The sequence below is a fragment of the Streptomyces sp. NPDC087859 genome (genome assembly GCF_044742595.1).
GTDB lineage: Bacteria > Actinomycetota > Actinomycetes > Streptomycetales > Streptomycetaceae > Streptomyces > Streptomyces canus_F.
Genome location: NZ_JBIUUU010000018.1, coordinates 139,876 through 165,167, shown reverse-complemented (window position 1 = coordinate 165,167; position 25,292 = coordinate 139,876). Strand labels below are relative to the sequence as shown.

Annotated in this window: 22 protein-coding genes; 18 read left to right on the top strand and 4 right to left on the bottom strand. The window is 72.2% G+C overall.

All coding sequences use genetic code 11. The annotated features are described in order from the left end of the window. The first annotated feature begins 1 nt into the window (after position 1). Together ACIOHP_RS37315 and ACIOHP_RS37310 are read left to right on the top strand one after the other, a co-directional pair. Positions 2-358, top strand: a complete 357-nt coding sequence (locus ACIOHP_RS37315) for a DUF742 domain-containing protein (RefSeq protein WP_361548126.1) — start codon at positions 2-4, stop codon at positions 356-358. Next, entirely contained in the window at positions 345-920 is a 576-nt protein-coding gene (locus ACIOHP_RS37310; RefSeq protein ID WP_401894345.1) for a GTP-binding protein, read from the top strand. The genes ACIOHP_RS37315 and ACIOHP_RS37310 overlap by 14 nt, the downstream gene beginning before the upstream one ends. Positions 921-1,010: 90 nt before the next feature. Here ACIOHP_RS37310 and ACIOHP_RS37305 read toward each other — a convergent pair whose 3' ends face one another. Then, the gene (locus tag ACIOHP_RS37305; protein ID WP_361548120.1) at positions 1,011-1,973 is read right to left on the bottom strand and encodes an ABC transporter substrate-binding protein; all 963 of its coding nucleotides are present in this window, start codon (positions 1,971-1,973) and stop codon (positions 1,011-1,013) included. 347 nt (positions 1,974-2,320) lie between these two features. Between ACIOHP_RS37305 and ACIOHP_RS37300 the strand changes: the two genes are divergently transcribed. From ACIOHP_RS37300 to ACIOHP_RS37280, 5 genes are read left to right on the top strand one after another with little or no spacing between them, the layout of a single operon-like run. Beyond that, entirely contained in the window at positions 2,321-4,711 is a 2,391-nt protein-coding gene (locus ACIOHP_RS37300; RefSeq protein ID WP_401894343.1) for an ATP-binding protein, read from the top strand. Further along, positions 4,708-5,181: a roadblock/LC7 domain-containing protein gene (locus tag ACIOHP_RS37295; RefSeq protein ID WP_046263351.1), complete on the top strand. Its 474-nt coding sequence runs from the start codon at positions 4,708-4,710 to the stop codon at positions 5,179-5,181. The genes ACIOHP_RS37300 and ACIOHP_RS37295 overlap by 4 nt, the downstream gene beginning before the upstream one ends. A 22-nt stretch (positions 5,182-5,203) precedes the next feature. Then, positions 5,204-5,620 carry a DUF742 domain-containing protein gene (locus tag ACIOHP_RS37290; RefSeq protein ID WP_351678058.1) on the top strand — a complete coding sequence of 139 codons (417 nt, stop codon included), beginning with the start codon at positions 5,204-5,206 and terminating at the stop codon, positions 5,618-5,620. Beyond that, on the top strand, positions 5,607-6,209 hold the full coding sequence (locus ACIOHP_RS37285) for an ATP/GTP-binding protein (RefSeq protein WP_046263349.1): 603 nt from the start codon (positions 5,607-5,609) through the stop codon (positions 6,207-6,209). The genes ACIOHP_RS37290 and ACIOHP_RS37285 overlap by 14 nt, the downstream gene beginning before the upstream one ends. A 45-nt stretch (positions 6,210-6,254) precedes the next feature. Continuing rightward, positions 6,255-6,665, top strand: a complete 411-nt coding sequence (locus tag ACIOHP_RS37280) for a RidA family protein (protein ID WP_401894339.1) — start codon at positions 6,255-6,257, stop codon at positions 6,663-6,665. 143 nt (positions 6,666-6,808) lie between these two features. Here ACIOHP_RS37280 and ACIOHP_RS37275 read toward each other — a convergent pair whose 3' ends face one another. From ACIOHP_RS37275 to ACIOHP_RS37265, 3 genes are read right to left on the bottom strand one after another with little or no spacing between them, the layout of a single operon-like run. After that, positions 6,809-7,477, bottom strand: a complete 669-nt coding sequence (locus ACIOHP_RS37275; protein ID WP_401894336.1) for an ABC transporter permease — start codon at positions 7,475-7,477, stop codon at positions 6,809-6,811. Then, positions 7,474-8,169 (bottom strand): ABC transporter permease, encoded by a 696-nt coding sequence (locus tag ACIOHP_RS37270; protein ID WP_266821106.1) that lies wholly within the window; start codon positions 8,167-8,169, stop codon positions 7,474-7,476. Before ACIOHP_RS37270 ends, ACIOHP_RS37275 begins: the two co-directional genes overlap by 4 nt. Continuing rightward, the gene (locus tag ACIOHP_RS37265; RefSeq protein WP_361548106.1) at positions 8,166-9,302 is read right to left on the bottom strand and encodes an ABC transporter ATP-binding protein; all 1,137 of its coding nucleotides are present in this window, start codon (positions 9,300-9,302) and stop codon (positions 8,166-8,168) included. Before ACIOHP_RS37265 ends, ACIOHP_RS37270 begins: the two co-directional genes overlap by 4 nt. Before the next feature lie 323 nt (positions 9,303-9,625). On the opposite strand from ACIOHP_RS37265, the gene ACIOHP_RS37260 reads away from it, so the two are divergent. The 11 genes from ACIOHP_RS37260 to fxsT (ACIOHP_RS37210) all read left to right on the top strand — a co-directional run bounded on the left by ACIOHP_RS37260 (position 9,626) and on the right by fxsT (ACIOHP_RS37210) (position 25,214). After that, positions 9,626-10,708, top strand: a complete 1,083-nt coding sequence (locus ACIOHP_RS37260; RefSeq protein ID WP_401894333.1) for a hypothetical protein — start codon at positions 9,626-9,628, stop codon at positions 10,706-10,708. A 15-nt stretch (positions 10,709-10,723) separates the two neighbouring features. Continuing rightward, positions 10,724-10,921: a YxD-tail cyclophane-containing RiPP peptide gene (locus tag ACIOHP_RS37255; RefSeq protein ID WP_266821109.1), complete on the top strand. Its 198-nt coding sequence runs from the start codon at positions 10,724-10,726 to the stop codon at positions 10,919-10,921. A gap of 35 nt (positions 10,922-10,956) precedes the next feature. Next, positions 10,957-12,213: an FxsB family cyclophane-forming radical SAM/SPASM peptide maturase gene (locus ACIOHP_RS37250; RefSeq protein ID WP_361548100.1), complete on the top strand. Its 1,257-nt coding sequence runs from the start codon at positions 10,957-10,959 to the stop codon at positions 12,211-12,213. Between the two features lie 79 nt (positions 12,214-12,292). Further along, a complete protein-coding gene (gene fxsT, locus ACIOHP_RS37245) occupies positions 12,293-15,280 on the top strand; it encodes an FxSxx-COOH system tetratricopeptide repeat protein (protein ID WP_401894329.1) in 2,988 nt (995 codons plus the stop codon). Positions 15,281-15,461: 181 nt separating this feature from the next. Then, entirely contained in the window at positions 15,462-15,632 is a 171-nt protein-coding gene (locus ACIOHP_RS37240) for a YxD-tail cyclophane-containing RiPP peptide (RefSeq protein WP_307037131.1), read from the top strand. 62 nt (positions 15,633-15,694) lie between these two features. Then, complete coding sequence (locus ACIOHP_RS37235; protein WP_401894327.1) at positions 15,695-16,831, top strand: FxsB family cyclophane-forming radical SAM/SPASM peptide maturase; 1,137 nt, start codon at positions 15,695-15,697, stop codon at positions 16,829-16,831. A gap of 76 nt (positions 16,832-16,907) precedes the next feature. Further along, a complete protein-coding gene (locus tag ACIOHP_RS37230; RefSeq protein WP_361482487.1) occupies positions 16,908-17,270 on the top strand; it encodes a CU044_2847 family protein in 363 nt (120 codons plus the stop codon). Further along, on the top strand, positions 17,267-18,208 hold the full coding sequence (locus ACIOHP_RS37225; RefSeq protein ID WP_401894324.1) for an AAA family ATPase: 942 nt from the start codon (positions 17,267-17,269) through the stop codon (positions 18,206-18,208). Before ACIOHP_RS37230 ends, ACIOHP_RS37225 begins: the two co-directional genes overlap by 4 nt. A 184-nt stretch (positions 18,209-18,392) precedes the next feature. Beyond that, positions 18,393-20,612: a hypothetical protein gene (locus ACIOHP_RS37220; protein WP_401894322.1), complete on the top strand. Its 2,220-nt coding sequence runs from the start codon at positions 18,393-18,395 to the stop codon at positions 20,610-20,612. Beyond that, positions 20,602-21,903, top strand: coding sequence for a CHAT domain-containing protein (locus ACIOHP_RS37215; RefSeq protein ID WP_401894319.1), 1,302 nt, complete (start codon positions 20,602-20,604; stop codon positions 21,901-21,903). Before ACIOHP_RS37220 ends, ACIOHP_RS37215 begins: the two co-directional genes overlap by 11 nt. Beyond that, complete coding sequence (gene fxsT / locus ACIOHP_RS37210; protein ID WP_401894317.1) at positions 21,900-25,214, top strand: FxSxx-COOH system tetratricopeptide repeat protein; 3,315 nt, start codon at positions 21,900-21,902, stop codon at positions 25,212-25,214. The genes ACIOHP_RS37215 and fxsT (ACIOHP_RS37210) overlap by 4 nt, the downstream gene beginning before the upstream one ends. The last annotated feature ends 78 nt before the right edge of the window (positions 25,215-25,292 follow it).

The window sequence follows — 25,292 nt, the reverse complement described above, 5'->3', positions numbered from 1 at the left end:
GGTGAGCGGAGGCGATACGGCGGGCCGTCTCGTACGGCCGTTCGCCCTGACCGGCGGACGCACCCGCCCCAGCCGCGCCGACTTCACCCTCATCTCGACGGTGACCGCGGTGGACCCGCCACCGGTCCGGGCCCCTCGACCGCAGCCCGAGCACCAGCGCATCCTGCGCCGGTGTGCCGAGCCGATCGCCGTCGCGGAACTCGCCGCTCTGCTCGACCTTCCGATGAGCGTGATCGTCATCATGCTCTGCGACCTGCTGGAAGCGGGCCGCATCACGGTCCGCCCGCCGCATCCGGTCGCCGCCGGCGTCGACCCGGATCTGCTGCAGAAAGTGAGGGACGGTCTTGACCGACTCTGACACCATCGCCCGGCCGGCACCCGACACGGTCAAGATCCTGATCGCCGGAGGGTTCGGCGTCGGCAAGACCACCATGGTCGGCTCGGTCAGCGAGATCGCCCCGCTGCGCACCGAGGAGTCACTGACCGCGGCGGGCCTGGGCATCGACGACCTGCACGGTATCGAGGAGAAGCAGGCCACCACCGTGGCCCTGGACTTCGGCCGTATCACGATCAGCCGGGATCTGATCCTCTATCTCTTCGGGACCCCCGGCCAGCAGCGGTTCTGGTTCATGTGGAACGACCTGGCGCTGGGCGCCCTGGGTGCCGTCGTCCTCGTCGACGTCCGCCGCCCGGAGTCCAGCTTCGCCGCGATCGACTTCTTCGAACGCCGGGGCATCCCCTTCGTCGTCGGCGTCAACGGCTTCCACGGCGACCACCCCTACCCGCCCGACGAGATCCGCGACGCGCTCGCCCTGCCGGACCATGTCCAGGTCCTGCTCTGCGACGCGCGTGACCGCGAGTCCTCCCGGGACGTACTGATCGCTCTCATCGACCAGTTGATCGCCACCGCGGTCCCGTAGCGGGCTACGACTCCGCCGAAGGACAACGCGGGTGCCCTCCGTGTCGGAGGGCACCCGCGCCGGTTCGTCCGTGGTGTGCGAGGTGGGGCGTCAGGACAGTCCGGCCGACTTCAGCCAGGCCTGGGCGACGTCCAGCGGGTCCTTGTTGTCGAGCTGAACCTGGGAGTCGAGGTCCAGGAGCGTCTTTGTGTCCAGCTTGGCGGAGACCGCGTTGAGCGCGTCCACGCCCTCCTGGGTGAGGCCGGACTTGTAGGCCAGCGGAGTCACGTTCGCGAAGCCGAAGAGGTTCTCCGGGTCCTTCAGGACGACGAACTTCTCCTTGGTGATGGTCGGGTCGGTGGTGAAGATGTCCGCGGCCTGCACGGTGTTCTTCGTCAGCGCCGCCTGGGTCAGCGGGCCGCCCGCGTCGAGCGCCTTGAAGGACTTGAACTCCAGGCCGTACACGGACTTCAGGCCGAGCAGGCCCTGCTGCCGGGTCTGGAACTCGGGCGAACCGCCGATGACCAGCTCGGGCGCGGCGTCCTTGAGGTCGGCGAGTGTGGATTCCGCGGTGAGGTTGTACTTCTTCGCGGTCGCCGCGTTGACGCTGACGGAGTCCTTGTCCTCGGCGGGCGACGACTCCAGCAGCGTCAGCTTGCTGTCGAGCTTCGTCTTCACCGCGGCGTTCACCGCCTCGGCCGTCTTCTGCTCGGCCTTGGGGTCGAGGTAGGACAGCAGGGAACCGTTGTACTCGGGCAGGACGGTGATGGAGCCGTTCTTCAGCAGGCCGTAAGTGGTCTCGCGGCTGCCGATGTTGGGCTTGTAGCTGACCTTGATGCCCTTGGCCTTGAGGGCCTCGCCGTAGATGTCGGCGAGGAGGATGCTCTCGGCGAAGTTGTTGGAGCCGACGACGACGGTGTCGCCGCTGCCGCCCCCCTTGTCCTCCTTGAGCGGGTCGGAGGTGTCGTCGGAGGAGCCGCATCCCGCCAGCAGGGCCGCGGCGGCGGCGAGCGCTACGGCGGCTACGCCGGGATGCTTCCGGATGGACCTGCTGCGTGGGGCGTTGGAAGTCACGATTCCCGTTCCGGGCTGTGTGGGCTGATGAGAAACAAGCTCTGACCTGATCCAATCCAGCCAGTTCTCACTCAGTCAAGTGCAGCCTGGTCACCAATTGGCGTCAATGCCCGACCGGTTGTGAAAAGGCGCCCGTGGCCCGTCACCCAGGCGCCGTCCCGTTGTAACGGATTCTTGACTCAGGGTGGCATGATCGATCTTCCGAAGAGACGGTAGTCTCCGGGTCGTTGGCGTTCGGACACACTGGCGTGCCGGTGCCCCATTGGTGCATTTCGACACCTTCCGACACGATCAGAATCGGTCACGTGACGTCTTCGCGCGCCGTCATCCCCCATGAAGGAGGCCTGGTGTCCACGAGCGAGTCGGCCCCGCCTTCGGCCCCGGGTGGCATACGAGGCTTCGCCGATCGCCGGCCGTTCCGGCACAAGCTGAACGTGCTGGTCGGCGTCCCGCTGACGGTGGTCGCGGTACTGCTCGCCTACCTCATCACCGACCAGGTCCAGCAGTCCTCGGAGGCGGCCGACGCGGCACGGCTCGTGCGCACCAGCACTGAGGTCGCCACGCTGGTGGACCGGCTGGAGGCCGAGCACCAGCAGGCCATCCTGCTCTCCGTTCGGCACGAGGCCACCAACGACGGCGGCACCCCCTCCCAGGCCCCGTACCGCAAGGCGCAGGTGGCGGTGGACGACCAGGTCGAGGAGGTCCGCGAGGCCTTCGGTGACCGGCTCCCCGCCGACGAGGCCCGGGCACTGCGGGAGATCGAGGGCCTGGAGAGCCTGCGCAACACCATCGAGCAGGCGTATCTGCCCGCCGACAACATCGACCCCGCCTACGCCAGTGCCGCCAAGGGCCTGATCGACGGCCTCGGCCTGGACCGCAACACGGCCCTGGCGACCACCTTCACCGGCAACCTGCTCGACTCCCTGCTGCGCGCCGACGCCGCCCACAGTGCCTTCGAGACCGGTGTGTTCTCCGCGACGACCGGTGACTCGAACGCGCTCATCGAGTTCATCGGCGCGATCGGCTCCTACGACGAGTACACCCACCAGGCCGACCGGTTCGCGCGGTTCGCCACCGAGGAGCAGACGGAGCAGCTCGCCAAGATCGAGCACAACAGTCCGCAGGCCGCGATCAACCGGCAGTTCGCCGAGCTCCAGATCGACCCCAGCTCCCTGCAGGCCGACTCCCCCGCCGAGATCCGCCGGAAGTTCGAGACGTCGCTCGATTCGTACCCCTCCTACCGCAAGCAGGCCGCGATCCGGCTGGGGATCACCACCTCGCTGATCGACCAGATCGCCGACCGCGCCGACCGCGCCTCCGACGAGGCGCTGCGCAACGCCGTCCTGCTGCTGGGCCTCGCCCTGCTCGGCTTCGTCATCTGGCTCGCGTTCTCGGTGGTCGTACGCCGCTCCGTGGTCCGCCCGGTCCAGGCCCTCACGCACGCCGCGCAGCAGGTCGCCGAGGACGCCGAGCGCGAGCTCGCCCGGGTGGCCGACGACGACGCCGAGGACGACCGCCCGGCGCGGCTGCGGGAGATGCCGGCCACGGCACGCGACGAGATCGGCGATCTCGCCGAGGCCTTCAACCACGTGCAGACCACCGCGGTCGCACTCCTGGAGCGTCAGGTGCTCAGCCGCCGCAACGTCGCCGAGATGTTCGGCAACGTCGGCCGCCGGGTCAGCAACCTGACCACCCGGCAGCTGGCCCTGATCGACGCGGTGGAGCGCGGCGAGACCGACCCGGAACTCCTCGAACGCCTCTACAGCATCGACCACATCGCCGTCCGGCTCCGCCGCAACGCCGACAGCCTGATGCTCCTCGCCGGCATCCGCGAGACCGTCCTGGACGCCGGGCCGATCGCGCTGACCAACGTCGTACGGGCCGCGCTCGGCCAGATCGAGGGTTTCCAGCGGGTCCAGCTGCTCGCGCGGACCGAGGTCGCGGTGGCGCCCGACATCATCGGCGACCTGACCCTGATGGTGGCCGAACTCGTGGAGAACGCCGTGGCGTTCTCGCCCGCGGACAGCCCCGTCGAGGTGTTCGTGCAGAACTCGGCCGAGGGCGCGGCGATCGTGGTCGCGGACCACGGCCTGGGCATGGACCCCGAGCGGCTCGACGAGGAGAACGCCCGTATCGTCCGCCGTGAGCGTCTGGACCTGGTGCCCTCGAAGGTGCTCGGCCTCTTCGTGGTCGGCTCGCTGGCGCGCCGCTGGGACATCGACGTCGCCCTGTCCCGCACCCCGGGCGGCGGTGTCACGGCCGAGGTGACCCTCCCGCAGTCGCTGCTGCTGACGGCGGCCGCGGTGCGGGCGGCGGCACCGACCACACCGGCGGCGGCCACGGACGACTCCGGCCCCCGCCCGCCGGTCCCCGCCGACGAGCACGACGGGCCCCTCCCCCGCCGGGTGCGCCGCGAGGGGGACCCGGCCGCTCCGGAGGACGGCCTGCCCTTCATCCCCAAGGCCCGCGCCGAGGAACCGGCACCCGCCGACGACGCCCCCGGCGCCGCCCGCCCCCTGCGCCGCCGCGTCCGCGGAGCCACCCTGCGCACCACGGCCGACGCGGCCCCCACGAGCACCCGCCAGGCACCTCGCCCCGCCGACGCGGACGCCGTCCGCAGCGCCCTCGAGGAGTTCGAGGCCGCCGTGGAACGCGCCCACCGCGACAGCGACACGGAACCGCACCAGACCCCCCGCAAGCACGACCAGAACCACCTCCCGGAAGGAGCGGAGCAGTGAGTACGTCGACAGGTGATACTCCGACGGGAAACACACCGGCCGAACTGAAGGCCGCGGCAGCCGACTTCACCTGGCTGTTGAATCGTTTCGCCACCGAGACCGCGGGCGTCGTGGACGCCATCGCCGTCTCCTCGGACGGACTGCTCATCGCGGTCTCCGAACTGCGTGAGCACGCGGACTCCGAGCGCCTCGCGGCGATCGTCTCCGGCATCACCAGCCTGGCCGCCGGCGCGTCCGGCAACTACGGCCTGGGCGGCCTCAACAAGGTCATCATCGACCTGGAGGGCGGCCACGTCCTGGTCTCCGCCATCGGCAGCGGCGCCGTCCTCGGCGTGGTCACCGACAAGGAGGCCAAGCTGGGCAACATCGCCTACGAGATGACGCTGTTCGCCAATCGGGCGGGCAGCGCGCTCAGTCCCCAACTGGTGCTGGCGCTGAAGAACAGCGTCGGCTCCCCGTCGGCGCTCTGACCGGGACCGGGACGGACACGCCATGGCGGACGGCTCCTCAGCCCCGGGGCAGGACCCGGTCGGGCCCGCCTCCGCCGTGCGGCCGTTCCTGGTCACCGCCGGCCGGGTGGCGCCCGGCGGAGCCGGCCGGCCGATGCCCGTCGAGACCCAGGTGGTGGCCACCGTCGAGGGTCTCGAGGCGCTCGGCGGGCTCTCCTTCGAGCAGCACGACATCGTCGCCGCCTGCCGCCGGCCGCAGTCCATCGCGGAACTCGCGGCCCGGCTGCGGCTGCACCTCAACGTGGTGCGGGTGCTCGCCGAGGACCTGCGCACGGAGGGGCAGTTGACGGTGCACGTGCCCGACTCCGACGACACGCACGACGCTTCCGTCCTGCGAAGAGTGATCGATGGCCTGCGCGCCATCCCCGACTCCCGAGGGGTACTCCGTGACTCCGACTGAACCGGCCACCCTCGACGGGTCCGGTCCGGCCGCCGCCGTGCGGCCGCCGCTCCCGGTCAAGATGGTGATCGCGGGCGGCTTCGGCGTGGGCAAGACCACCGCCGTCGGCGCCATCTCCGAGATCGAGCCGCTGACCACCGAGGCGGCCATCACGGAGGTCGCGGCGGGCGTGGACGACCTCACGCACACCCCGCGCAAGACCACGACGACGGTCGCGATGGACTTCGGCTGCATCACCATCGACCCGACCCTGAAGCTGTATCTGTTCGGCACGCCCGGGCAGGAGCGGTTCGGCTTCATGTGGGACGACATCGTCGAGGGCGCGCTGGGCGGCCTGGTCATCGTGGACACCCGCCGTCTCGACGACTGCTACGCCGCGGTCGACTACTTCGAGCACCGGCAGATCCCGTTCGCGGTGGCCGCGAACGCGTTCGACGGCAAGGTCGAGCACACGCTGGAGGAGGTGCGCTGGGCCCTCGACGTCGCGGACCACGTCCCGGTCGTCATCTTCGACGCCCGCGAGCGCGGCTCGGTCCGGGACGCGCTGCTCGTCGTCCTCGAACTGGCCCTGGCCCGTACGGAGAGCTGACGCGGGCACGGAATGGGCGGGAGCGAGCGGCAGTTGTGGCCTGACATGAGCCACGACGAGCGCACCATCACCAATCCGCCCGCCCTGCACGACCCGACGCCCTTCGGCTACAGCCACGCCGTCTCGGCGCCCGGCGAACTCGTCTTCGTCGCCGGGCAGTACGCCTCCGACGCCACCGGCGCCCCGGTGCCGGGCGACTTCGCGGCACAGGTGGAGCTCGCCTTCGACCGGCTGCGTGCGGCTCTGGAGGGCGTCGGCCTCGGCTTCGAGCACGTCGTCCGGCTGGGCTCGTTCGTCGTCGACCACGACCTCGCCAAGCTGGAGATCCTCGGCAAGGTCCTGCACGCCCGCTTCGGCGACCGGCTCCCGGCCCAGACACTCAGCGGGGTCGCCGCCCTCGCCCTGCCGGGCATGCTCTTCGAGGTGGACGCGGTGGCCGTCCGGCCGGTCCGCTGAGGGCTCCGCCGGAAGTGCCGCGACGGGGTGCGGTTCTGCGGCGCCGTCGTGGCTGGTCGCGCCCCGCGGCGGAGCCGCATTTTGATACAGCCCCGCGCCCCTTCAGGGTGCTGCCGAACCGTGGTCGACTCCGCCCGGACCGCTCAAGCGCTCCGGCGCACTCCCCTGGACACGGCGGCCCTTCCCACCGCCCAGAACAGCGCGAGGGTGAGCAGGGCCAGTCCCGCGACCAGCGTGGCGCCGCCGACGACCTTCTCGTAGTTGCGCTGGTAGAGCCCGTCCACGATGTAGCGGCCGAGGCCGCCGAGGCTGACGTAGGCCGCGATGGTCGCCGTGGAGACGATCTGGATGGCTCCGGAGCGCAGGCCGCTGAGGATCAGCGGGAGCGCGGCCGGGAGTTCGACGTGGAAGAGAACCCCGGACTCGCTCATGCCCATGCCCCGCGCGGCGTCCACCGAGGAGGGGTCGACGGTGCGCATCGCCTCGTACGTGGTGACCAGGATCGGTGGGATGGCGAGGATGACGAGCGGGGTCATCACGTTGACCAGGCCGAACCCCACCAGCAGGGTGAGCAGGACCAGCAGGCCGAAGGTGGGCAGGGCCCGCCCCGCGGTGGCGATCAGGGAGAGGACGGTCCCGCCGCGCCCGTAGTGGCCGGTGACCAGTCCGACCGGCAGGGCGATCGCGGCGGCGATGAGCAACGCCTCCAGGGTGTACTGGAGGTGCTCCGCCACCCGTGTGGGGATGCCGTCATAGCCCTGCCACTGGGCGCTGTCGTTGAAGAAGTTGCTGATGTGGGTGAGCAGGTTCACCGTGCTGCCTCTTCCAGGACGGGGGCGGCCTTCCGCTTCCCGCGCTGCGGGCGCGGCATCCACGGCGTCAGCAGACGGCGCAGGAGCACCAGCGCGGCGTCGGCGAGGATCGCGAGGGCGGCCATGGACAGCACGGCGTTCACGGCGAGTTCCGGCCGGTTGTAGATGTTGGCGTCGTTGAGCAGGTTGCCGAGGGCGCCCTGGTTGCCGATGAGGGTGCCGACGCTGACGAGGCTGACGCTGGACACGGTGGCGACCCGCAGTCCCGCGATGATCGCGGGCACGGCGATGGGCAACTGGACCTGGACGTACCGGCGTACGGGTCCCAGGCCCATGGCCTTCGCGGCCGCGAGGGTCTCCTGCGGGACCGAGCGGACGGCGTCGACGACGGCCGGGACCAGGACGACGAGGCTGTAGACGGTGAGCGGGATCATCACCGTCAGCTCGGTCATGCCGGTGTAGTCGATGAGCAGCACGAAGAAGGCCAGTGAGGGGATGGCGTAGAGCACGGTCGTCACCCACAGCACCGGCGGGTACAGCCAGCGGAAGCGCACGCACAGCTGGGCCAGCGGCAGCGAGATCAGCAGTCCGGCGAGCACCGGCAGCAGCGCCTCGCGCAGATGCAGCCCGACCAGGCCCAGCCAGCTGTGCTGGAGGTCGCTGGGGATGTCGAACATACGGTCCCAGTTCATCCGGCGACCTTCGCGTCCGTACGCCCCTGCGCGTGGGCGCCGCGGATGGCCTCCGCGATGGTCTGCTGGGAGACGACTCCGGCGACCTTCCCGTCGGCGTCCACGGCGACCGCCCACCCGGTGGGTGAGAGCACCGCACAGTCCAGCGCGGCCCGCAGCGAGTCGGTACCGGCGACGAACGGCCGTCCGTGCGACAGGAGTCGGCCGACCTCGACCTCGCCCGCCGTCAGGTGCCGCGGCTCGCTCCAGCCGAGGGGCTTGCCGTCGGCGTCCGTGACGAGGAGGTAGGGGGCGTCCGCGCTGTCGCGCACCCGCTCGGCGAGCTGCTCGGCGGTGGCGTCGACCGCGACGACCGGGCCGGTCGACAGCTCCAGCCCCGCGGACGGGAAGAAGGAGAGCCGGCGGATACCGCGGTCGGCGCCGAGGAAGTCCTCGACGAACGCGTCGGCCGGGCTCGTCAGCAGTTCGGCGGGCGGCGCGTACTGGGCGAGCCTGCCTCCGGTGCGCATCACGGCGACCATCGTGCCGATCTTGACGGCCTCGTCGATGTCATGGGTGACGAAGACGATCGTCTTGCCCAACTCCTCCTGGATGCGCAGGAGTTCGTCCTGGAGTCCCTTGCGGACCACAGGGTCGACGGCGGAGAACGGCTCGTCCATGAGGAGTACCGGCGGGTCGGCGGCGAGCGCCCGGGCCACGCCGACGCGCTGCTGCTGGCCGCCGGAGAGCTGGTAGGGGTACCGCTTGGCGAGCGCGGCGTCGAGTCCGACCCGCTCCATCAGCTCGCGGGCCCGCTCCCGAGCCTTGTCCTTGCTCCAGCCGAGGAGACGGGGCACGGTGGCGATGTTGTCGATGATGGTGCGGTGCTGGAAGAGGCCGGCGTTCTGGATGACGTACCCCATGGACCGGCGCAGGGTGTTGACCGGCTGCCGCATGATGTCCTGGCCGTCCAGGAGGATCGTGCCCTCGGTGGGTTCGACCATGCGGTTGATCATCCGCAGGGTGGTCGTCTTGCCGCAGCCCGAGGGGCCGACGAGGACGGTGATCGAGCGGTCGGGTATCTCCAACGAGAGCCGGTCGACCGCCACCGTGCCGTCCGGGTACCGCTTGGTGACTGAATCTATCCGTATCAAAACGCCGAATACCCTTCGGGTCTGGCCGAGGTGGACCGCTTTCGGCCGTGGTGGGGCGGGCCGTTGCGGGTGAGTCTAGACGGCTCGTGTTGACGCACGTCAGCGGGCACGATCCGGTGGGGCGGCCGGAAAGCACTGTTGACCGGGCAGGGCGCGCGTACTGTCATGGAGTTCGCACGCATCCGACCGTCCATGACGAGGAGCGCGACGTGAGTGACCGGCGCAGCCACGCGGTGCGGTGCCCCGTCGCGCGTCCGCCGCACGTCAGTGACCGAAACGATTCGTATGTGACCGTCTCCGTCCGCCGGGCCCGGTGACCGGCCGTGGCCTCCGGCGGATCGGCCGCGGGCGGCGGTCCCCGACTCCCCTCCTCCCTTCCCGGCCGGCCCGGGTTCGACCCGGCGGTGCTGGCCCGGGGACGGCTGCTGCTGGCGCTCGCCGACGACGCCCGGGGACGTGACGCGGCCGACGAGGCGCGGACGCTGGCGCTGCGGGCGGCGGCGGACTTCGAGAGCGGCGTACGGCTCGACGGTCGGCACAGCGCCCCCTCCGCCGTGCGCTGCCGGGCCCTGCTGGACCTGGCCGAGGCCCGTGCCGTGGCCGCCGGTGACACCGGGCACCCGGGGGTCCTGGAGGCGCTGGAGCGGGCGGTGGAGGCGGTCCGCGACCAGGGGCCCGCGTTACGTGTGCCGGCCCTGCGCCGGCTGGCCGAGGCGCACACGGCCCGCTACCGGCACACTGCCGAGTCCGCCGAACTCGTCGCCGCCGACGGGTACTTCACCCAGGCCGAGGCCCTGCTGGGCCGGGACGACCCGGAGCGTGCGGAGCTGCTCGCGGGCCGTGGCGAGGTGCTGGTCGCCCGGGCCGAACGGGGCGGCGAGCTGACGGTGGCCACCGATGCCGTACGGGTGCTGCGCGCGGCGCTGGCGCTGACGGCCGACAGTGATCCCCATCTGGCCGACCGGCGGCTTCTGTTCGGGCGGGCGCTGCGACATCATCACGGCGCGGGCGGAACGCCGACCGATCTGCACGAGGCCGAGTGGGTGCTGGCCCGCGCGGCACGGGGCGCGCGCGACGACCGTACGGCGGCGCTGGCGTGGCTGGAGCGCGGCGACGTCCTGCTGACGCTGGCCGGGGACGCCGGGGCGCCCGAGTGGCTGGACCTGGCGGCCGATTCGTACCACCACGGTGTACGCAGCGCGGAGCGGGCCGGTGAGCCGCTGCTGGCCGCTCGGGCCCATCACCAGCGCGGAGCGGTCCTGGAGCGGACGGCGGGACCGGAGCACGCGCTGGAGTCGTACCGGACCGCCTGGGCGCTGTGGCAGCGGGCCGGGGCGGCTCAGGGGCCGCAGGCCCGGTCGACCTTCGAGCGCATGACCGCGCTCGCCGGAACAGGGAGACGGTGAAGGGGAGTGTGCAGGGTGACGGAGCCGACCGGACGGGACGGACATACGGGGACCCCGCTCCCCGATTACCGGGGCGTCGATCTGGCCGCGCTCCGCGCCCGGGTCGACCACCCCGTGCTGGGCGCGGTGCTGGCCACCCTGCTGGCCCGGTCGTGCGACGCCGACGGCGGCCTCGTGGCGTATCACGAGGACTCCCCGGGGGTAGAACGGTAGCGGCGGCACCGGGCCGCCCAGGGGGAGGCGACGCTGTGCAGACCGCTTCGGACGACAGCTTACGGATCGCCCGGGACCGGGAGTTCGCGCCGTGGCCGCACGCCGAGCTGGATGTGGCGGCCCTCAGACGTGCCGGACAACGCCCCTTTCCCTTCCGCCAGTTCGTCCTGAAGGTGCACAGTCGCTGCAATCTCGACTGCACCTACTGCGTCATCTACCAGGGTGAGGACGCCAGTTGGCGGGGCCGGCCGGCACGGGTGTCGCCGGGGGTGATGCGGCAGACGGCCCGGCGGATCGCCGAACACGCCGTCACCCACGGGCTGTCCGAGGTGCGGATCGACCTGCACGGCGGGGAGCCGCTGCTGTCCGGCGCCGACACCGCCCTGCAGTACACGGCCGCCGTACGCCGGGCGCTGCCGGCCGGCGTCGCGCTGCGGGCCACCGTGCAGAGCAACGGCACGCTGATCACCGACCGGACCCTGGACCTGCTCGCCGACGCGAACATCCGGGTCGGGCTGAGCCTGGACGGCGGCACCGCGCACCTGAACGCCCGCCGCGTGGACCATGCCGGGCGGCCGTCCTGGCCGGCGGCGGAGCGGGCCGCGCGGCTGCTGGCGGACCGGCCGGAGCTGTACGCCGGGATCCTGTGCGCCATCGACGTCACCAGCGACCCCGGGGAGGTGTACTCCTCGCTCGCCGAGCTGCGCCCGCCCCGCCTCGACCTGCTGCTGCCGCACGCGAACTGGTCGAGCCCGCCGCCGGGCCTGCCCGCCCGCGCCCCGGGGGCGTGGCCGGCCGTGCCCACCCCCTACGGCGACTGGCTGGCCGCCGCCTTCGACCTGTGGTGGGACGGCGCGCCCGACGGCTCCCAGCCCCGGGTGCGGCTGTTCACGGAGGTCGTGGCGCTGCTGCTCGGGGTGCCCAGCACCACCGAGTCGATCGGGCTCTCGCCGACCTGCGCGGTGGTCGTGCACACCGACGGCTCGGTGGAGCAGATCGACTCCCTCAATCTCGCCTACGACCACGCGACCGCCACCGGCCTCGACGTGTTCGGGCACGCTTTCGACGAGGCGCTGGACCATCCGGGGATCGTCGCCCGCCAGCTGGGCGTGGCAGGTCTCGCGGACGAGTGCCGGGCGTGCCCGGTGGGCCGGGTCTGCGGGGGCGGCAACTACGGCCACCGCTACTCCCGCGGTACGGGCTTTCGGCACCCGTCCGTGTTCTGCTCCGACCTGGAACGCCTCGTGCGGCACGCGGCCGGGCGGTTGAGCGCGGTGATGCCCCCGGATTGAGTGACGTATCGCATAAAGTGCCAGCGAAACCGACAAAAATCGTCATTCTATTGATTTCGGTGTAAGGGGAGACGTTCGGATGGCCGACAGGTCCAAGGGCGCCGAGTCCCACGAGCACTTCACCATCAGCTACGCGGGATTCAACCGGCCCTGGGCGACGTGGATCGCGCACCAGCTGGAGCAGCTGGGCCACGAGACGACCCTGCTGCGCTGGGACCCTCCGCTGCGGATGCCGCTCACCGAGGCGTTGCGCAATCTGCTCAAGGCGCCGGGCCGGGTGCTGCTGGTCCTGGACGACTGGTACTTCTCGCTGGGCCCCCGCTCGGACGCCGAGTGGACGGAGGCGCTGCACGAGGTGGTGCCGGCCCATGTGGACCGGTTCTCCGCGGTCAGCGTGGCGACGAGGGCGCTGCCCGCGACGGCCGCCCCGCTGCGCCCGGTCGACCTGCGCGACCTGGACTCGCGCGAGGCCCGCCGCCGTATCCTGCGCCGTCTGGACTTCGAGGCGTCCGCCGAGCCCGCCGCCCCGTCCGGCACCGCCGCCCCCCGCTTCCCCAACGACCCGCCGTCGGTGTGGAACGTGCCGCGCCGCAACGTCCGCTTCACCGGCCGCGACGCGATCCTGGAGGAGCTGCACACCCGCTTCGAGCGCGGCGGCCGCAGCGGTGCGCGGGTGGCGCTGCGGGGCATCTCCGGTGTCGGCAAGAGCCAGATCGCCAACGAGTACTCGCACCGCTTCGGCAACGACTACGACATCGTGTGGTGGGTCGGCGCCCGCTTCCGCGCGCCCGCGCGCGAGCAGTTCGCCCAGCTCGCCCCGCGTCTGGAACTGCCGGTCGGCCAGGAGCTGGGCGAGCGGATCCGCGCGGTCCACGAGGCGCTGCGGACCGGGACTCCGTACAAGAGATGGTTGCTGATCCTTGACTCCGCGGACGACATGGAACAGATCGAGGACCTGCTCCCGGAGGGCAACGGCCATGTCCTGATCACCACCCTCACCCAGGACTGGGCGGCCTCCGGCAATGTCACCGAGATCGAGGTGCTGCCCTTCCGGCGGCCCGAGTCCGTGGCCTACGTCCGCCGGCGCGCCCAGCGGCTGAACGACACCGAGGCCGACCAGCTCGCCGACTCCGTGCAGGACCTGCCACTGCTGCTGGCGCAGACCGCTGCCTGGCTCGACGCCAACGCGATGCCCGCCAAGGACTACATCTCGATGATCCGGCGCGGCGAGGCCAGCCAGATCGGCATCCGGATCTCCTCCGACTACCCGATGGGCTTCCAGACCAGCTGGTCGATAACTCTCAACACGCTCCAGGAGAACAACCCCGAGGCCGTGGAGCTCCTCCACCTGTTCGCGCTGTTCTCCCCTGACGCCATCCCGGTCCGGCTGATGCAGGCCGCCCACCCCTCCGACCTGCCCGACCACCTCGCGGCCCTGGCGGGCGACCCGATCCGCTGGCACACCGCTTTGCGCCGGCTGTCGGAGTCGACCGCGGTCCGTCTGGACTACGTCGAGTCCTCCGACGCCGAACCGGCCGTGGACCGCGTCTCCATGCACCGCCTCTACCACAGCTTCCTGGTCAGCACCCTGACCGAGGACCGCCGCGAGGCACTGTCGACGATCGCCTGCACCCTGCTGGCCGGCGCGGACCCGCGCCGCCCCATCGACACCCGCGAGTGGACGCGCTACGCCGAGCTCATCCCGCACCTGGAGACCGCGGGGGCACTGGACAGCCCCGACCCGGTGGTGCGCCAACTCGTCCTGAACTGCATCGAGTACATGCGGGTCCGGGGCGAGAACCGGGCCGCCCTCAGACTGTGCGAGCAGGCCGTCACCCGCTGGCGGACCCGGCTCGGTCCCGACGACCGGGACATGCTGATCCTGATCCACGACCACGCCAACATGCTGCGCCGCAGCGGCCGTTACCGGGAGGCCGAGGCCGTCGGACGCTCCGTCCTGGACCAGCTCACGGAGACCCGGGCCGACGACGACCCCGACCTGCTGCGCGCCAAGAACGGCCTCGGCGGCACCCTGGTGTCGCTGGGCCGCTACGACGAGGCGCACGACATGTTCAAGGAGTGCGTGCAGGCGTACACCAGCACCCTGGGCGCCGACGCCCCGCGCGCACTCCAGGACCGCGGCAACCTCGCCGTGGTCACCAGTCTGCTGGGCCGCTACAAGGAGTCCCTGGAGCTGCACCGCGACATCCTGCTGATCCGGGAGCGGCTGCTGACCCCGCGGCACCATCTCACCCTGCGCTCGGGCATGTTCTACGCCTGGATGCTGCGCCTTCTCGGCCGCTACGACGAGGCGACCTCGCGCCAGGAGCTCAACGTCCGCGCCCACCGCAGCACCATGGACCGCTACACCCCCCAAACCCTGTTCGCCGAGCACAACTTGGCGCTGTGCATGCGACGCAAGGGCGATCTGCTCGGCGCCGAGTCGCTGATGCGCAGCGTGGTCGAGCGGTTCGTACAGCGGCAGGGCCCGCACCACCCCGACTCCCTGCTGGTGCAGGCCGACTTCGCCACGTTCAACCGCGAGCACGGCAACCTGGAGCAAGCCCGGGAGTCGGCGGCGGGGGTCGCCGAGCAGTACGCCAGACTCGTCGGCCCGCGGCACCCCTACGCGGTGGGGACGGCGGGCAATGTGGCGCTGGCCCTGTGGGAGTACGGGGAGCGCGACGAGGCGCTCCGGATCGCGGAACGGGCGCTCACGGACATGCGTGCTGCGGTCGGTCCGTCCCATCCCTGGACCCTGGGTGCCGGACTCAACGCCGGGGGCGCCCGCAGCCTCGCCGGCGACGAGGAAGGCGCGGCCGAACTGACCCGCTCCGTCCTGGAGTCGGCACGCACGGCCCTGGGCGAGACCCATCCGCTGACCCTCTCCTGCAAGGCGGCCCTCGCCTCCGACCTGCGGATACTGCGACGCGGGCAGGAGGCGTCCAAGCTGGAGCACGAGGCCCTCCAGCAGCTCTCCGACACCCTGGGCGCCCAGCACCCCCACACCCTCTCGATCCGCCGCCGGGAACGGCCCTACTGGGACTTCGAGCCGCTCCCGACCTGACGCATAGCCAGACCCCAGCGACCGCTGCCAACTTGAGACCTGGACAACAGCCCGGTGCGGACATTTCCGGACCGCCGCGCCATTAGGCTGGGCCGGGCCGTGTGTCAAGAGGCCGGTTCGGCCGTTTTGGAGAGGTTTGAGCGTGCGGGGTACAGAAGGGGACAGGCCTCCCTTGCGTGGAGTGCGGGAGCCGGGCGGCGCGCTGCCCGACCTCACCGATCTCGACCTGCTGGCGCTGTCCCGTGAGTCATCGCATCCGGTGCTCGCGGCGGTCGCCACGGGCCTGCTGCCCCGCAAGCTGCGCGGCGGCCCCGCGATGGCGTTCTACGAGGACGGTCCGTATCAACTGTGACCGCGCGGTGGCCTCTTGAGACCCTGGACGTCGCCGGATTACGGCGGTCCGGGGTACGGGCCGTGCCCTTCCGGCAGTTCGTCCTGAAGGTCCACAGCCGCTGCAACCTGGCCTGCGGCTACTGCTACGTCTACGAGGGCGCCGACAGCAGCTGGCGGGACCGTCCGACAGCGGTGTCCGCCGGGGTGGTCCGGCGTACCGCGGCACGGATCGCCGAGCACACCGCGGCCCACGGGCTGTCCTCCTTACAGCTCAACCTGCATGGCGGAGAGCCCCTGTTGGCCGGGGTGGACACCCTGGTCGGCTATGTCACCGCCGTGCGGGAGGCCGTCGGCACGGGCTGCCGGGTGGACGCCAGCGTGCAGACGAACGGCACGCTGCTCACCGAGGACCGGGTGCGCCGGCTGGCCGACGCCGGGATCGGCATCGGGGTGAGCGTGGACGGCGGCACCCCGTGGCTGAACCGGCACCGCGTCAACCACGCCGGGCGCTCGTCCTGGCCGGCGGTCTCGGCCGGGCTCGAGGTGCTGCGGCGGCATCCGCGGGCGTACGCCGGGATCCTGAGCGTGATCGACCCGGATTCCGACCCCGTCGAGGTGTACACCTCCCTCACCGCCCTCGACCCGCCCTCCATGGATCTGCTGCTGCCGCACGCCAACTGGGCGCATCCCCCGGCCGCGACAGGACCCCACCCCTACGCCGACTGGCTGATCCAGGTCTTCGACCTCTGGTTCGATTCCGCCGGACAAGCCGTCCCGATCCGGCTGTTCCGCGAGATCATCGGGCTGCTGCTCGGCCTGGACGGCGGGGCCGAGGCCGTGGGGAACTCCCCGATGGTCGCCGTGGTCGTCGACACCGACGGGGCGATCGAACAGGTGGACTCGCTCAAGACGGCCTACGAGGGCGCACCGGCCACCGGCCGCGACGTCTTCCGGCACTCCTTCGACGACGTCCTGGACCATCCCGGCGTCGTCGCACGGCAGTTGGGCCGTCGCGCGCTGTCCCCCGAGTGCCTGGTGTGTCCGCTGGCGGCCGTGTGCGGCGGGGGCAACTACGCCCACCGCTACCGCGCCGACGAGGGCTTTCTCAACCCCTCGGTGTACTGCGCCGACCTGGACCGGCTGATCCGGCACATCGCCGACCGGGTACGCCGTGCCGCCGACCTCGGGACGCCCTCGGTGACGGCCGACAACGCCTGAGCACAAGGCTGTTGAGCGAGCCGGGAACGGGGAAGGAAAGCACAGGGATCCGGCTCGCAGGACGGGGGAGTGCTGCATGACGATCGTGACAGGGGTGGCGGCGGACGGCCGGGACGGGCCGGTGTACGTCGAGGTGGACGGTGCTCCGGCCGCGGGCGGCGTCGACGACGTGTACCGGGGGATCGACACCCGGGGCCCCGCCGACCGGGTGCTGGAGGTGGCGCGTGACGTCTACGCCGACGGTCTCGACCTGGCCCGGCGGTGCGCGCGGCAGGCGGCGGAACAGCTGCACGACCTCGGCGAGGGGCTGAAGCCCGACGAGGTGGAACTCCAGCTGTCGATCAAGCTGGACGCCGAACTCGGCGCGGTGCTGGTGAAGTCCGGGGCGGAGGCACAGCTTCAGGTCACGTTCCGCTGGAACACGGGCGGCGCCTCGTGACCGGTGGGACCGCCGGCTCCGGGATCCACATCCTGCCGTACAGCTATGTGGTCGGACAGTCCGAGCTGAAGCTCGCGCTCGAACTGAACTACATCGCGCCGCGGATCGGGGGCGTCCTCGTCAGCGGGCAGCGCGGGACCGCCAAGTCCACGGTGGTGCGGGCGTTCTCGCTGCTGAGCCGGGGAGAGCTGCCGGTCACCCTGCCGATCAACGCCACGGACGACCGGGTGCTGGGCGGGTGGGAGCTCGACGCGCTGATGCAGGGGGTGGCCCGGACGCAGCCGGGGCTGCTCGAGGAGGCCGGCGAGAAGGGGATGCTGTACATCGACGAGGTCAACCTGCTGGACGACCACATCGTCAACATCATCCTCGACGTCGTCTCCACCGGGGTGCTGTCGGTGCAGCGGGAGGCCATCGACACCGTGCGCAGCGTCAGCTTCGGTCTGGTCGGGACGATGAACCCCGAGGAGGGCGGTCTGCGGCCCCAGCTGCTCGACCGCTTCGGGCTGATGGTCGCCGTGTCCGAATTGGACCAGGAGGCGCGGCGGGCGATGGTGCTGGCCGTGCTCCGCTTCGACGACGAGGCCGGGACGGAGTCCTCCTGGCTGGCGGACGGGCTCGCCTCGGACGAGGCGCTGCGCGAGCGGCTGAACGCGGCGCGGGCGGCCGTGCAGGACGTACGGCTGAGCGAGGACATCGCCAAGCTCTGCGCCGACGTCGCCACGCAGTTGCGGGCGGTGGGACACCGCGGTGAGGTGGTCACCGCCTGGGCCGCCCGAGCGCTGGCCGCCTTCGAGGGCACGGACGAGGTCACCCCCCACCACGTACGCAAGGTGGCCCCCCTCTCCCTCCGCCATCGCCGCCCCGAAGCGGCCCACGGCGGCCCCGTCGAATGGACACCGGAGGAGTCGGACCTCCTCGACGGGCTGCTGGGATGACGACGAGACGGGGGCGCACGACCGGACCGCGTCCGGTGCGGATACCGGTGTGCTCCGGGCCCGGGCGGGTGACCTCGGCGCGCGGGCCTGCCCTGCGGACAGCAGCATCCCCCGCGCCCGAGCGCGGTGCCGCGATGGCGGGCCCCGTGTGCCGGCAGGCGGTCGGCCGGAGTGGGGGGCCGCGGTGACGGCGGAGATGAACGGGCGGGTGGCCGGGCCGCGGCAGCGGCTGTTGCAGGTGCTGGCGTGTTCCGCGTTGGGGCCTGGGCTGGACGGAGTGCTGCTGTTCGATCTGGAGCCGGAGATGGTGGCGCCGGTGACGGACGCGTTCGCCCGGGTTCTCGGGCTGCGCAGCGGGCGGCCGGTGCGGCGGGCGATGCTCGGCTCGGTCACCGGAGACGACGAACTGTGGCTGCGGCCCACCCTGCGGCACGAGGGCGCCGGGATGAACTTCTCGCTCGCCCCGGGCCCGTTGGTCGACATCGACCCGGAGGCGTCGACGCTGGTCGTGGTCCCCGATCTGGTCCGGCTGAGCCTGCCCGGCATGCGGGCCGCGGTACAGCTCCTGGGTGCCGACGTCGCCGCGGTCGAGCGCTCCGGCTTCCGCGCCCGCTGGCGCCCCCGGGCCCGCTGGCTGGCCGCGTGCCGCGAGTCGGAAGTGGGCCGTCTCTCCCCCCACCTCCTCGACCGCTTCCCGATCCGCCTCAACGCGTCGGGACTGGAACCCGACCGGCTGCTCGACGTACTGGACCGGCCGCGACAGAGCCGTGGCCCCGGAGAGTCCGACGCCCTCCCCGGGTCCGGCCACGGGGTACAGGCCACGTCCGACGGACCCGAAAGCGCCGGACTCCCCCCGCGTCTCGCCCCGGCCCCCGCGCCGAGCCTCGGACGACAGGATCCAAGCGGCGCCTCCCCGCTCGGCTCCGCCACGTCGAAGCCCGACGAGCCGGGCCCGCCCGACGCCCCGGACTCCCCACCCGGACGCGGCGAATCCGACGCCCTCGATGCCCGGGAGCCCACGCCGAGCCCCGGCGCCCCGTTCTCCCACCTCGCCGCCGATGACCCCGGCCCTCTCGACAGCCCCCGGCGCGGCCTCGTTCTCGGTGAGCTTCCCGAAGCCTGGCGGGGGGTGCTGGCGGCGGGGCGGCGGGTGGGGTGTGCGATGGACGAGGAGGCCGCCGCTCGGGTCGTGGCGTTGTTCGACGGGGAGCGGGGCAGTCGGCGGGCTCTGGGGCTCGCGCGGCTGGCTCGGGCGCTGGCCGTGTTCGGGGGTGACGACAGGTGTGGCGCCGAGCGGGTCGACGAGGCCGCTCGGCTGATCGGCGTCGCCGCGCGGCCACCCGTGCCGCCGGGCTCCGGGCTGCCCGCCGACCGCGGTCCCGTCACCCACGACGGCGACGGCGAGCGGCGGCCCGTACCCGAGCCCGCCAAGCCGGACCCGGTCGGTGACGAAGGTCCCGCGGACCGGATACCCGGCGCCTCCGTCGCCGTGCCCGCCGGACCCGCCGAGGCCCTGGACACCTTCGCCGCCGATACCGGGGACGGCGTAGGCTCGCCCTTCCCCGAGGACGACGCCCGGTTCCTGCGGGAGTTCGCCCCGCTGCGGATCCCCTGGCAGCGGCGCCCGGAGCCGAGTTCGGCGCGCGGTCCCGTGATCGGCGTACGGTCGGCCACCACCCTGCGCGACCTCGCCTTCGTCGCCACCGCCATCGAGGCCGCCAAGCACCAGAACCTCCCCGGCCGCCGCGCCCTGCGCACGGACGGCGACGGCCGTCTCGTGGTGCTGCCCGGCGACTTCCGCAGCTACGCCCGGCTCCCCGTCGCGGAACGCATGCTGGTGCTGCTGCTCGACCACACCTGCCGCCGCGGCTGGGACTGGCAGCCCGCCCTCGCCCCGTACCTGCAATGGGCGTACACCGGACGGGCCTCCATCTGCGTGGTCGAGGTCGGCAACCGGGACGCGGCACACGAGCTGAAGGCCGACCACTTCGTGGCCCGCAGCGTCCTCGACCCCCGCGTCGGCCGCGCCCTGCACCGCCCGCCCGGGCGCAGCAGTCCCCTCGCCCACGGCCTGGCGATGACCGACCAGTTGCTGCGCCGCGCCTTCCAGCAGCGCTCCAACCTCGTCGAGGCGTGGCTGGTGGTCGTCTCCGACGGTCGTGGCAACGTTCCGCTCGACACCGGCACGGGCGACCGGCTGCCCGGCCCGGTGCGGCGCACCGGCATCGAGGACGCGCTCTCGGCGGCCGGCCGGATCGGCGCGATGGGGCGGATGCGGCTGCACTCCGTGGTCGTGGACGCCGCCCGCCAGCCGTACCCGGACCTGACGTTCCAGCTCGCCGACGCGCTCGGCGGAGTGACCGTCGCCGGACGCACCGCACGGGGGGTGACCGGTGTCCGCTGAACCGTCCGGCCCCCGCGGTCTCGGCGGGGCGATCCCGCTGGGGCCCGGCATGCCCGCCCGGCCGCCGGCGCCCGAGCCGCTGGCCGCGCCACGCCCCGCCGCCGTACCGGAGCATGTGGCCGAGCCCCCCGAAGCCGTACGGCTGCCCGCCGCACCCGTCGATCCGGACGCCCGGCTGCCCGCCGGGTTCGCGAAGCTCTCGGTGCAGCGGGCCTACGGTGAGCCGGGGCAGGACGCGTTCTGGCTGACTGGGCACAGCGGTGAGCTGGAGAGCCGCCTCGACTCCGAGTACACCCGGCTGCGCCCGGACGACCTGGTGCTGCACAACCTGCGGCCGGGCAGTTCGATGCCGCCGAGCGAGATCCTCCTGGGGCTGGCCGAATGGTCCCAGGGCCAGGAACCCCTGGTCCGCTGGATCAATGTGCTGCGGGCCCGGCACGGTACGGAACTGCAGCTGGTGGTCTGGGACGACACGGACTACGACATCCCCTGGGAGCTGCTGCATCTGACGGGCGACCGGGAACACGGGCTGGTCTCCGGGATCCTGGGCGCGCTGGTGACGGTGGTGCGCTGGACCACCGTCCGCGAGGCCGGAACCACCCCCTTCGGGACTCCGGCGTCCTGCTCGGGCCATGTCCTGGGCTACTACGCCGAGCAGATGCGGCGGGACGTCGAGGTGTTCGAGGAGTATGTGCACCGCGCGCACATCGGCACCCCGCGGACCTTCCTCACCGAACTCACCCGGCCCGACCTCGGCGCCGGCCTCGTGTACATGGGGTGCCACGCCGAGTACGGCGCCCGTGCCCACGAGGTCAGGATCGCCTCCGTCAGCTGGAGCGACCTCAACCGGCAGGCCATGCCCGCGCTCCGGGACGGGTCCACCCTGGTCTGCCTCAACGCCTGTGAGTCCGGGCGCCTGTTCGACAACCGTGGGCGTGGGGAGAACGCCCTGCGGGGCTTCGCCGAGCTGTTCCTGCGCAAGGGGGCCGGCGGCTGTATCGCCACGTCCGGGAAGGTCGGCGACGACATCGCCCATCTGCTGATCAAGGAGCTGGTGGGCCGGGTGTGCGCCGACCCGGACCTGCCCGTCGCCCGTGCCCTGCGCGAGTTCCGGGCCAGTGCCGTGGCCCGATTACCCGACCCGCTGTCGTGGCTCGACGTCGGCAGCCGCGCCTACACCGAGCGGCAGCAGGAGATCCTGCTGGTGCTCTACAGCTTCATGTTCCTCTACTTCGGACATCCGCTCACCACGCTCCGGCTGCGGGTGCGCGCCCAGGAGGTGAGGGCATGACCGGCGACGCCTCCTCCCTGCTGGTCGAGCCCCTGGTCGGCTGGCCCCGCAAGGCGCAGGCCGGGCAGAGCTATCTCGTCACCGTCGACCTCAACGGGCCGACGGGGGACGAGGACTGGCCCTACGAGGAGGAGGAGTTCGACTTCGGGGTGGCGCTGGACGGCGCCCCGCACTTCGTGTGCGAGGCGCTGAGCGAGCCCAGTGTGGTCCTGCACCGGTTCGGCGGCACGTACGGACCGGCGCGTTTCGTGGTGACCGCCGACCGCACGCCCGGGCCCGGCACGATCTGGCTCACGATCACCAACCGCTGGGGGGTGCCGGTCCGTACGGTCGAGCTGCCCAGCGAGATCGTCGCCGGGGCGGTGCCCACGGGACCGGGACAGATCGTGGTGCCCTCGGCGAACGGCCGCCCCGCCACCCGCCCCGGCACGCTCCCCGCCCCCCGCCCCTCCGACTCCTGGTCCCCCGAGCACGTCACCATCAGCTACGCGGGCAGTCACCGTGCCTGGGCCACCTGGACCGCGCACCAGCTGGCGCGGCACGGCTGCCGTACCGACCTGCTGCGCTGGGACCCGCCCCCCGGGGTGCCGCTGGACTGGCTGCTGAGCGAGCTGCTCGGTGCCCCGGGCCGCATTCTGCTGCTCCTGGACGAGGGGTATCTGCGGCTCGGCCACCGCACCGAGGCCGAGTGGGCCGGGGCGCTGGCCGACGTGGTCGCCCCGCGTCTCGACCGGTTCGCGGCGGTCGACCTGTCCACCCGTGCCCTGCCCGCCGCGGCCGCCGTACTGGGCCCGCCCGCCCTCAGGGACCTGGACCCGGCGGAGGCGCTGCGCCGGCTGCTGGCGGCGCTCGGTCTGGAGCACACCGAGCCGGACGCCGAGGAGGACGTCCCCGTCGCGCCGCGCTTCCCGGACGCGCCGCCTGCCGTGTGGAACGTGCCGCGCCGCAACTTCCGCTTCACGGGCCGCGATCCGGTCCTGGAGGAGCTGCGCGCCCTGTTCGAGAGCGGCGGTCCGGCCGGGGCGCGGGTGGCGCTGCGCGGGATCTCGGGGGTGGGCAAGAGCCAGATCGTGATCGAGTACGCGCACCGGTTCGCCAACGAGTACGACGTGGTCTGGTGGATCAGCGCGAGTTTCCGGGCCACCGCCCGCCAGCAGTTCGCCGACCTCGCCGACCGGCTCCAACTCACCGACGCCCGGGCGCTGGGCGAGCGGGTGCGCGCGGTGCGGGAGGCCTTGCGCACCGGTCGCAGGCGCTGGCTGCTCATCGTGGACAGCGCCGACGACATGGAACAGGTCGACGACCTGCTCCCCGAGAGCGGCGGCCATGTCGCGATCACCACCCTCACCCGCGGCTGGGCGGCCTCGGGCGGGGTCGCGGAGATCCAGGTGGACCGGTTCACCCGGGCGGAGAGCGTCAGCTACGCCCGTCGGCACGTGGAGCGGCTCACCGAGGAGGAGGCCGATCAACTCGCCGAGGCGGTGGAGGACTTCCCGCTGCTGCTCGGGCAGACCGCGGCCTGGCTGGAGGCCAACAGCCCGGTGCCGGCCGCCGATTACATCGCCCGGCTGCGCGGGGCCGACGCGGACGTCATCGGCATCCAGGTCTCCTCCGACTACCCGATCGGCTTCCGGACCAGCTGGGCCATCACCCTCGACTCCCTCGAGCAGGACAACCCCAAGACGACGGAACTGCTGCGCCTGTTCGCCATGTTCTCGCCCGGCTCGATCCCGGTGCGCCAGCTCCAGCACGCCCGCCCCGGCGATCTGCCGCCCCATCTGGCGGAGCTGGCCGCCGACCCGGTGCGCTGGCAGAACGCGCTGGCCCGGCTGGCCGAGTCCACCGCCGTCCGCAGGGACTTCGTGCAGACCTCGGACGGCGAGACCTATGTCGACAGCGTGGAGATGCACCGCCTCTACCACCGCTTCCTGCGCCGTACGCTCTCCCCCGCCGACCGGGACGAACTGTCCGCGGTCGCCTGCCGGGTGCTGGTCTCGGCCGATCCGCAGCGCCCCTCGGACGTGCGCGCCTGGCCGACGTACGCCGGACTGCTGCCGCATCTGTATCCGTCCGGCGCGCTGGAGAGTGCCGAGGACTCGGTGCGCGAACTCGTCCTGAACTGCATCGAGTACCTGCGGCTGCGGGACGAGGAGAGCACCGGGCTCACGCTGTGCGAACAGGTGCTGGCGCGCTGGCGGGTACGGCTGCCGCCGACCCATCCGTCGATGCTGGTCCTGGTCCACCAGCACGCCAACATGCTGCGGCGCTGCGGGCGTTACCGGGAGGCGGAGGCCGTCGGGCGGGCCGTCGTGGAACAGCTGGAGTACGAGCGGGCGGCCGACGACGCGGACCTGCTGCGGGCCCAGGTCGGGCTCGGCGGGACCTTGATGGCGCTGGGCCTGTTCGAGGAGGCGCACCAGCTCTGCGACCGGGTGTGGCGCGCGTACGACGCTTTGGAGGGCCCGGAGGCGCCGCACACCCAGGGGTCGCTGCACAATCTCGGGGTGGCCCTCGGGCTGCTGGGCCGCTATCTGGAGGCGGCCGCCGTCCACCGCGAACTGCTGGCCCTGCGGGAGCGGTTGCTGCCCCGCAACCATCGGCTGACCCTGCTCACCGGTCTCACCTACGCCCGTTCGCTCAGGCTCCTGGGACGCCACCAGGAGGCCGCGGCGCTTCAGGACACCAACACCCGGCTGCACCGCGAGACCATGGGCGAGTACCACACCCAGACCTTGCTGGCCCTGCACAACCAGGCTCTGTGCCTGCGCCGTTCGGGCGACTACGAGAGCGCCGGTGATTTGTTGCGCGGTCTTGTGGAGCAGTGCCGGCAGTTGCAGGGCGCACGGCATCCGATGACGTTGATGATCCAGTCGGACCGCGCGTCCTTCCTGCGCTCCCACGGTGACCCGGTCGAGTCCGCCGATCTCACGCTCCAGGTCTGCGAGGACTACCGGCATCTGCTCGGTGACGACCATCCGAACACGCTGGGCGTGCTGGGCAATCTGGGGTTGGTGTACTGGCGCCTGGGCAACCACGACGACGCCCGGAGTCTGATCGAGCAGGCGCTGCGCGGGATGCGGACCGCGGTGGGCGCCGACCATCCCTGGTCCTTGGGCTGTGCCCTGAACGTGGCGGCGGTGCGCCATCTCTCGGGCCGGCAGGAGGAGGCCGCCGGGCTGCGCGAGGACACCCTGCGGCGGGCCCGGCAGGTCGTCGACGAGGGGCATCCGCTGCTGCTGGCGTGCACGCGGGCCCTGACGACGGCGGCCGACGATCCCCCGGACTCCGACTTCGAGCCGCAGCCCATCTGAACTGCCTTTCCGGAGGCGAGCCTTGGGCTCGGGCGTGGGTCTTCCATGAGCAACCTGTGAGTCCGCTGATTCTCACTG

Coding starts and splice junctions, on each gene's coding strand:
- ACIOHP_RS37290 (WP_351678058.1), top strand. CDS start 5,204: ATGGCGGACGGCTCCTCAGCCCCGGGGCAGGACCCGGTCGGGCCCGCC.
- ACIOHP_RS37270 (WP_266821106.1), bottom strand. CDS start 8,169: ATGAACTGGGACCGTATGTTCGACATCCCCAGCGACCTCCAGCACAGC.
- ACIOHP_RS37230 (WP_361482487.1), top strand. CDS start 16,908: ATGACGATCGTGACAGGGGTGGCGGCGGACGGCCGGGACGGGCCGGTG.
- fxsT (WP_401894329.1), top strand. CDS start 12,293: ATGGCCGACAGGTCCAAGGGCGCCGAGTCCCACGAGCACTTCACCATC.
- fxsT (WP_401894317.1), top strand. CDS start 21,900: ATGACCGGCGACGCCTCCTCCCTGCTGGTCGAGCCCCTGGTCGGCTGG.
- ACIOHP_RS37280 (WP_401894339.1), top strand. CDS start 6,255: ATGAGCCACGACGAGCGCACCATCACCAATCCGCCCGCCCTGCACGAC.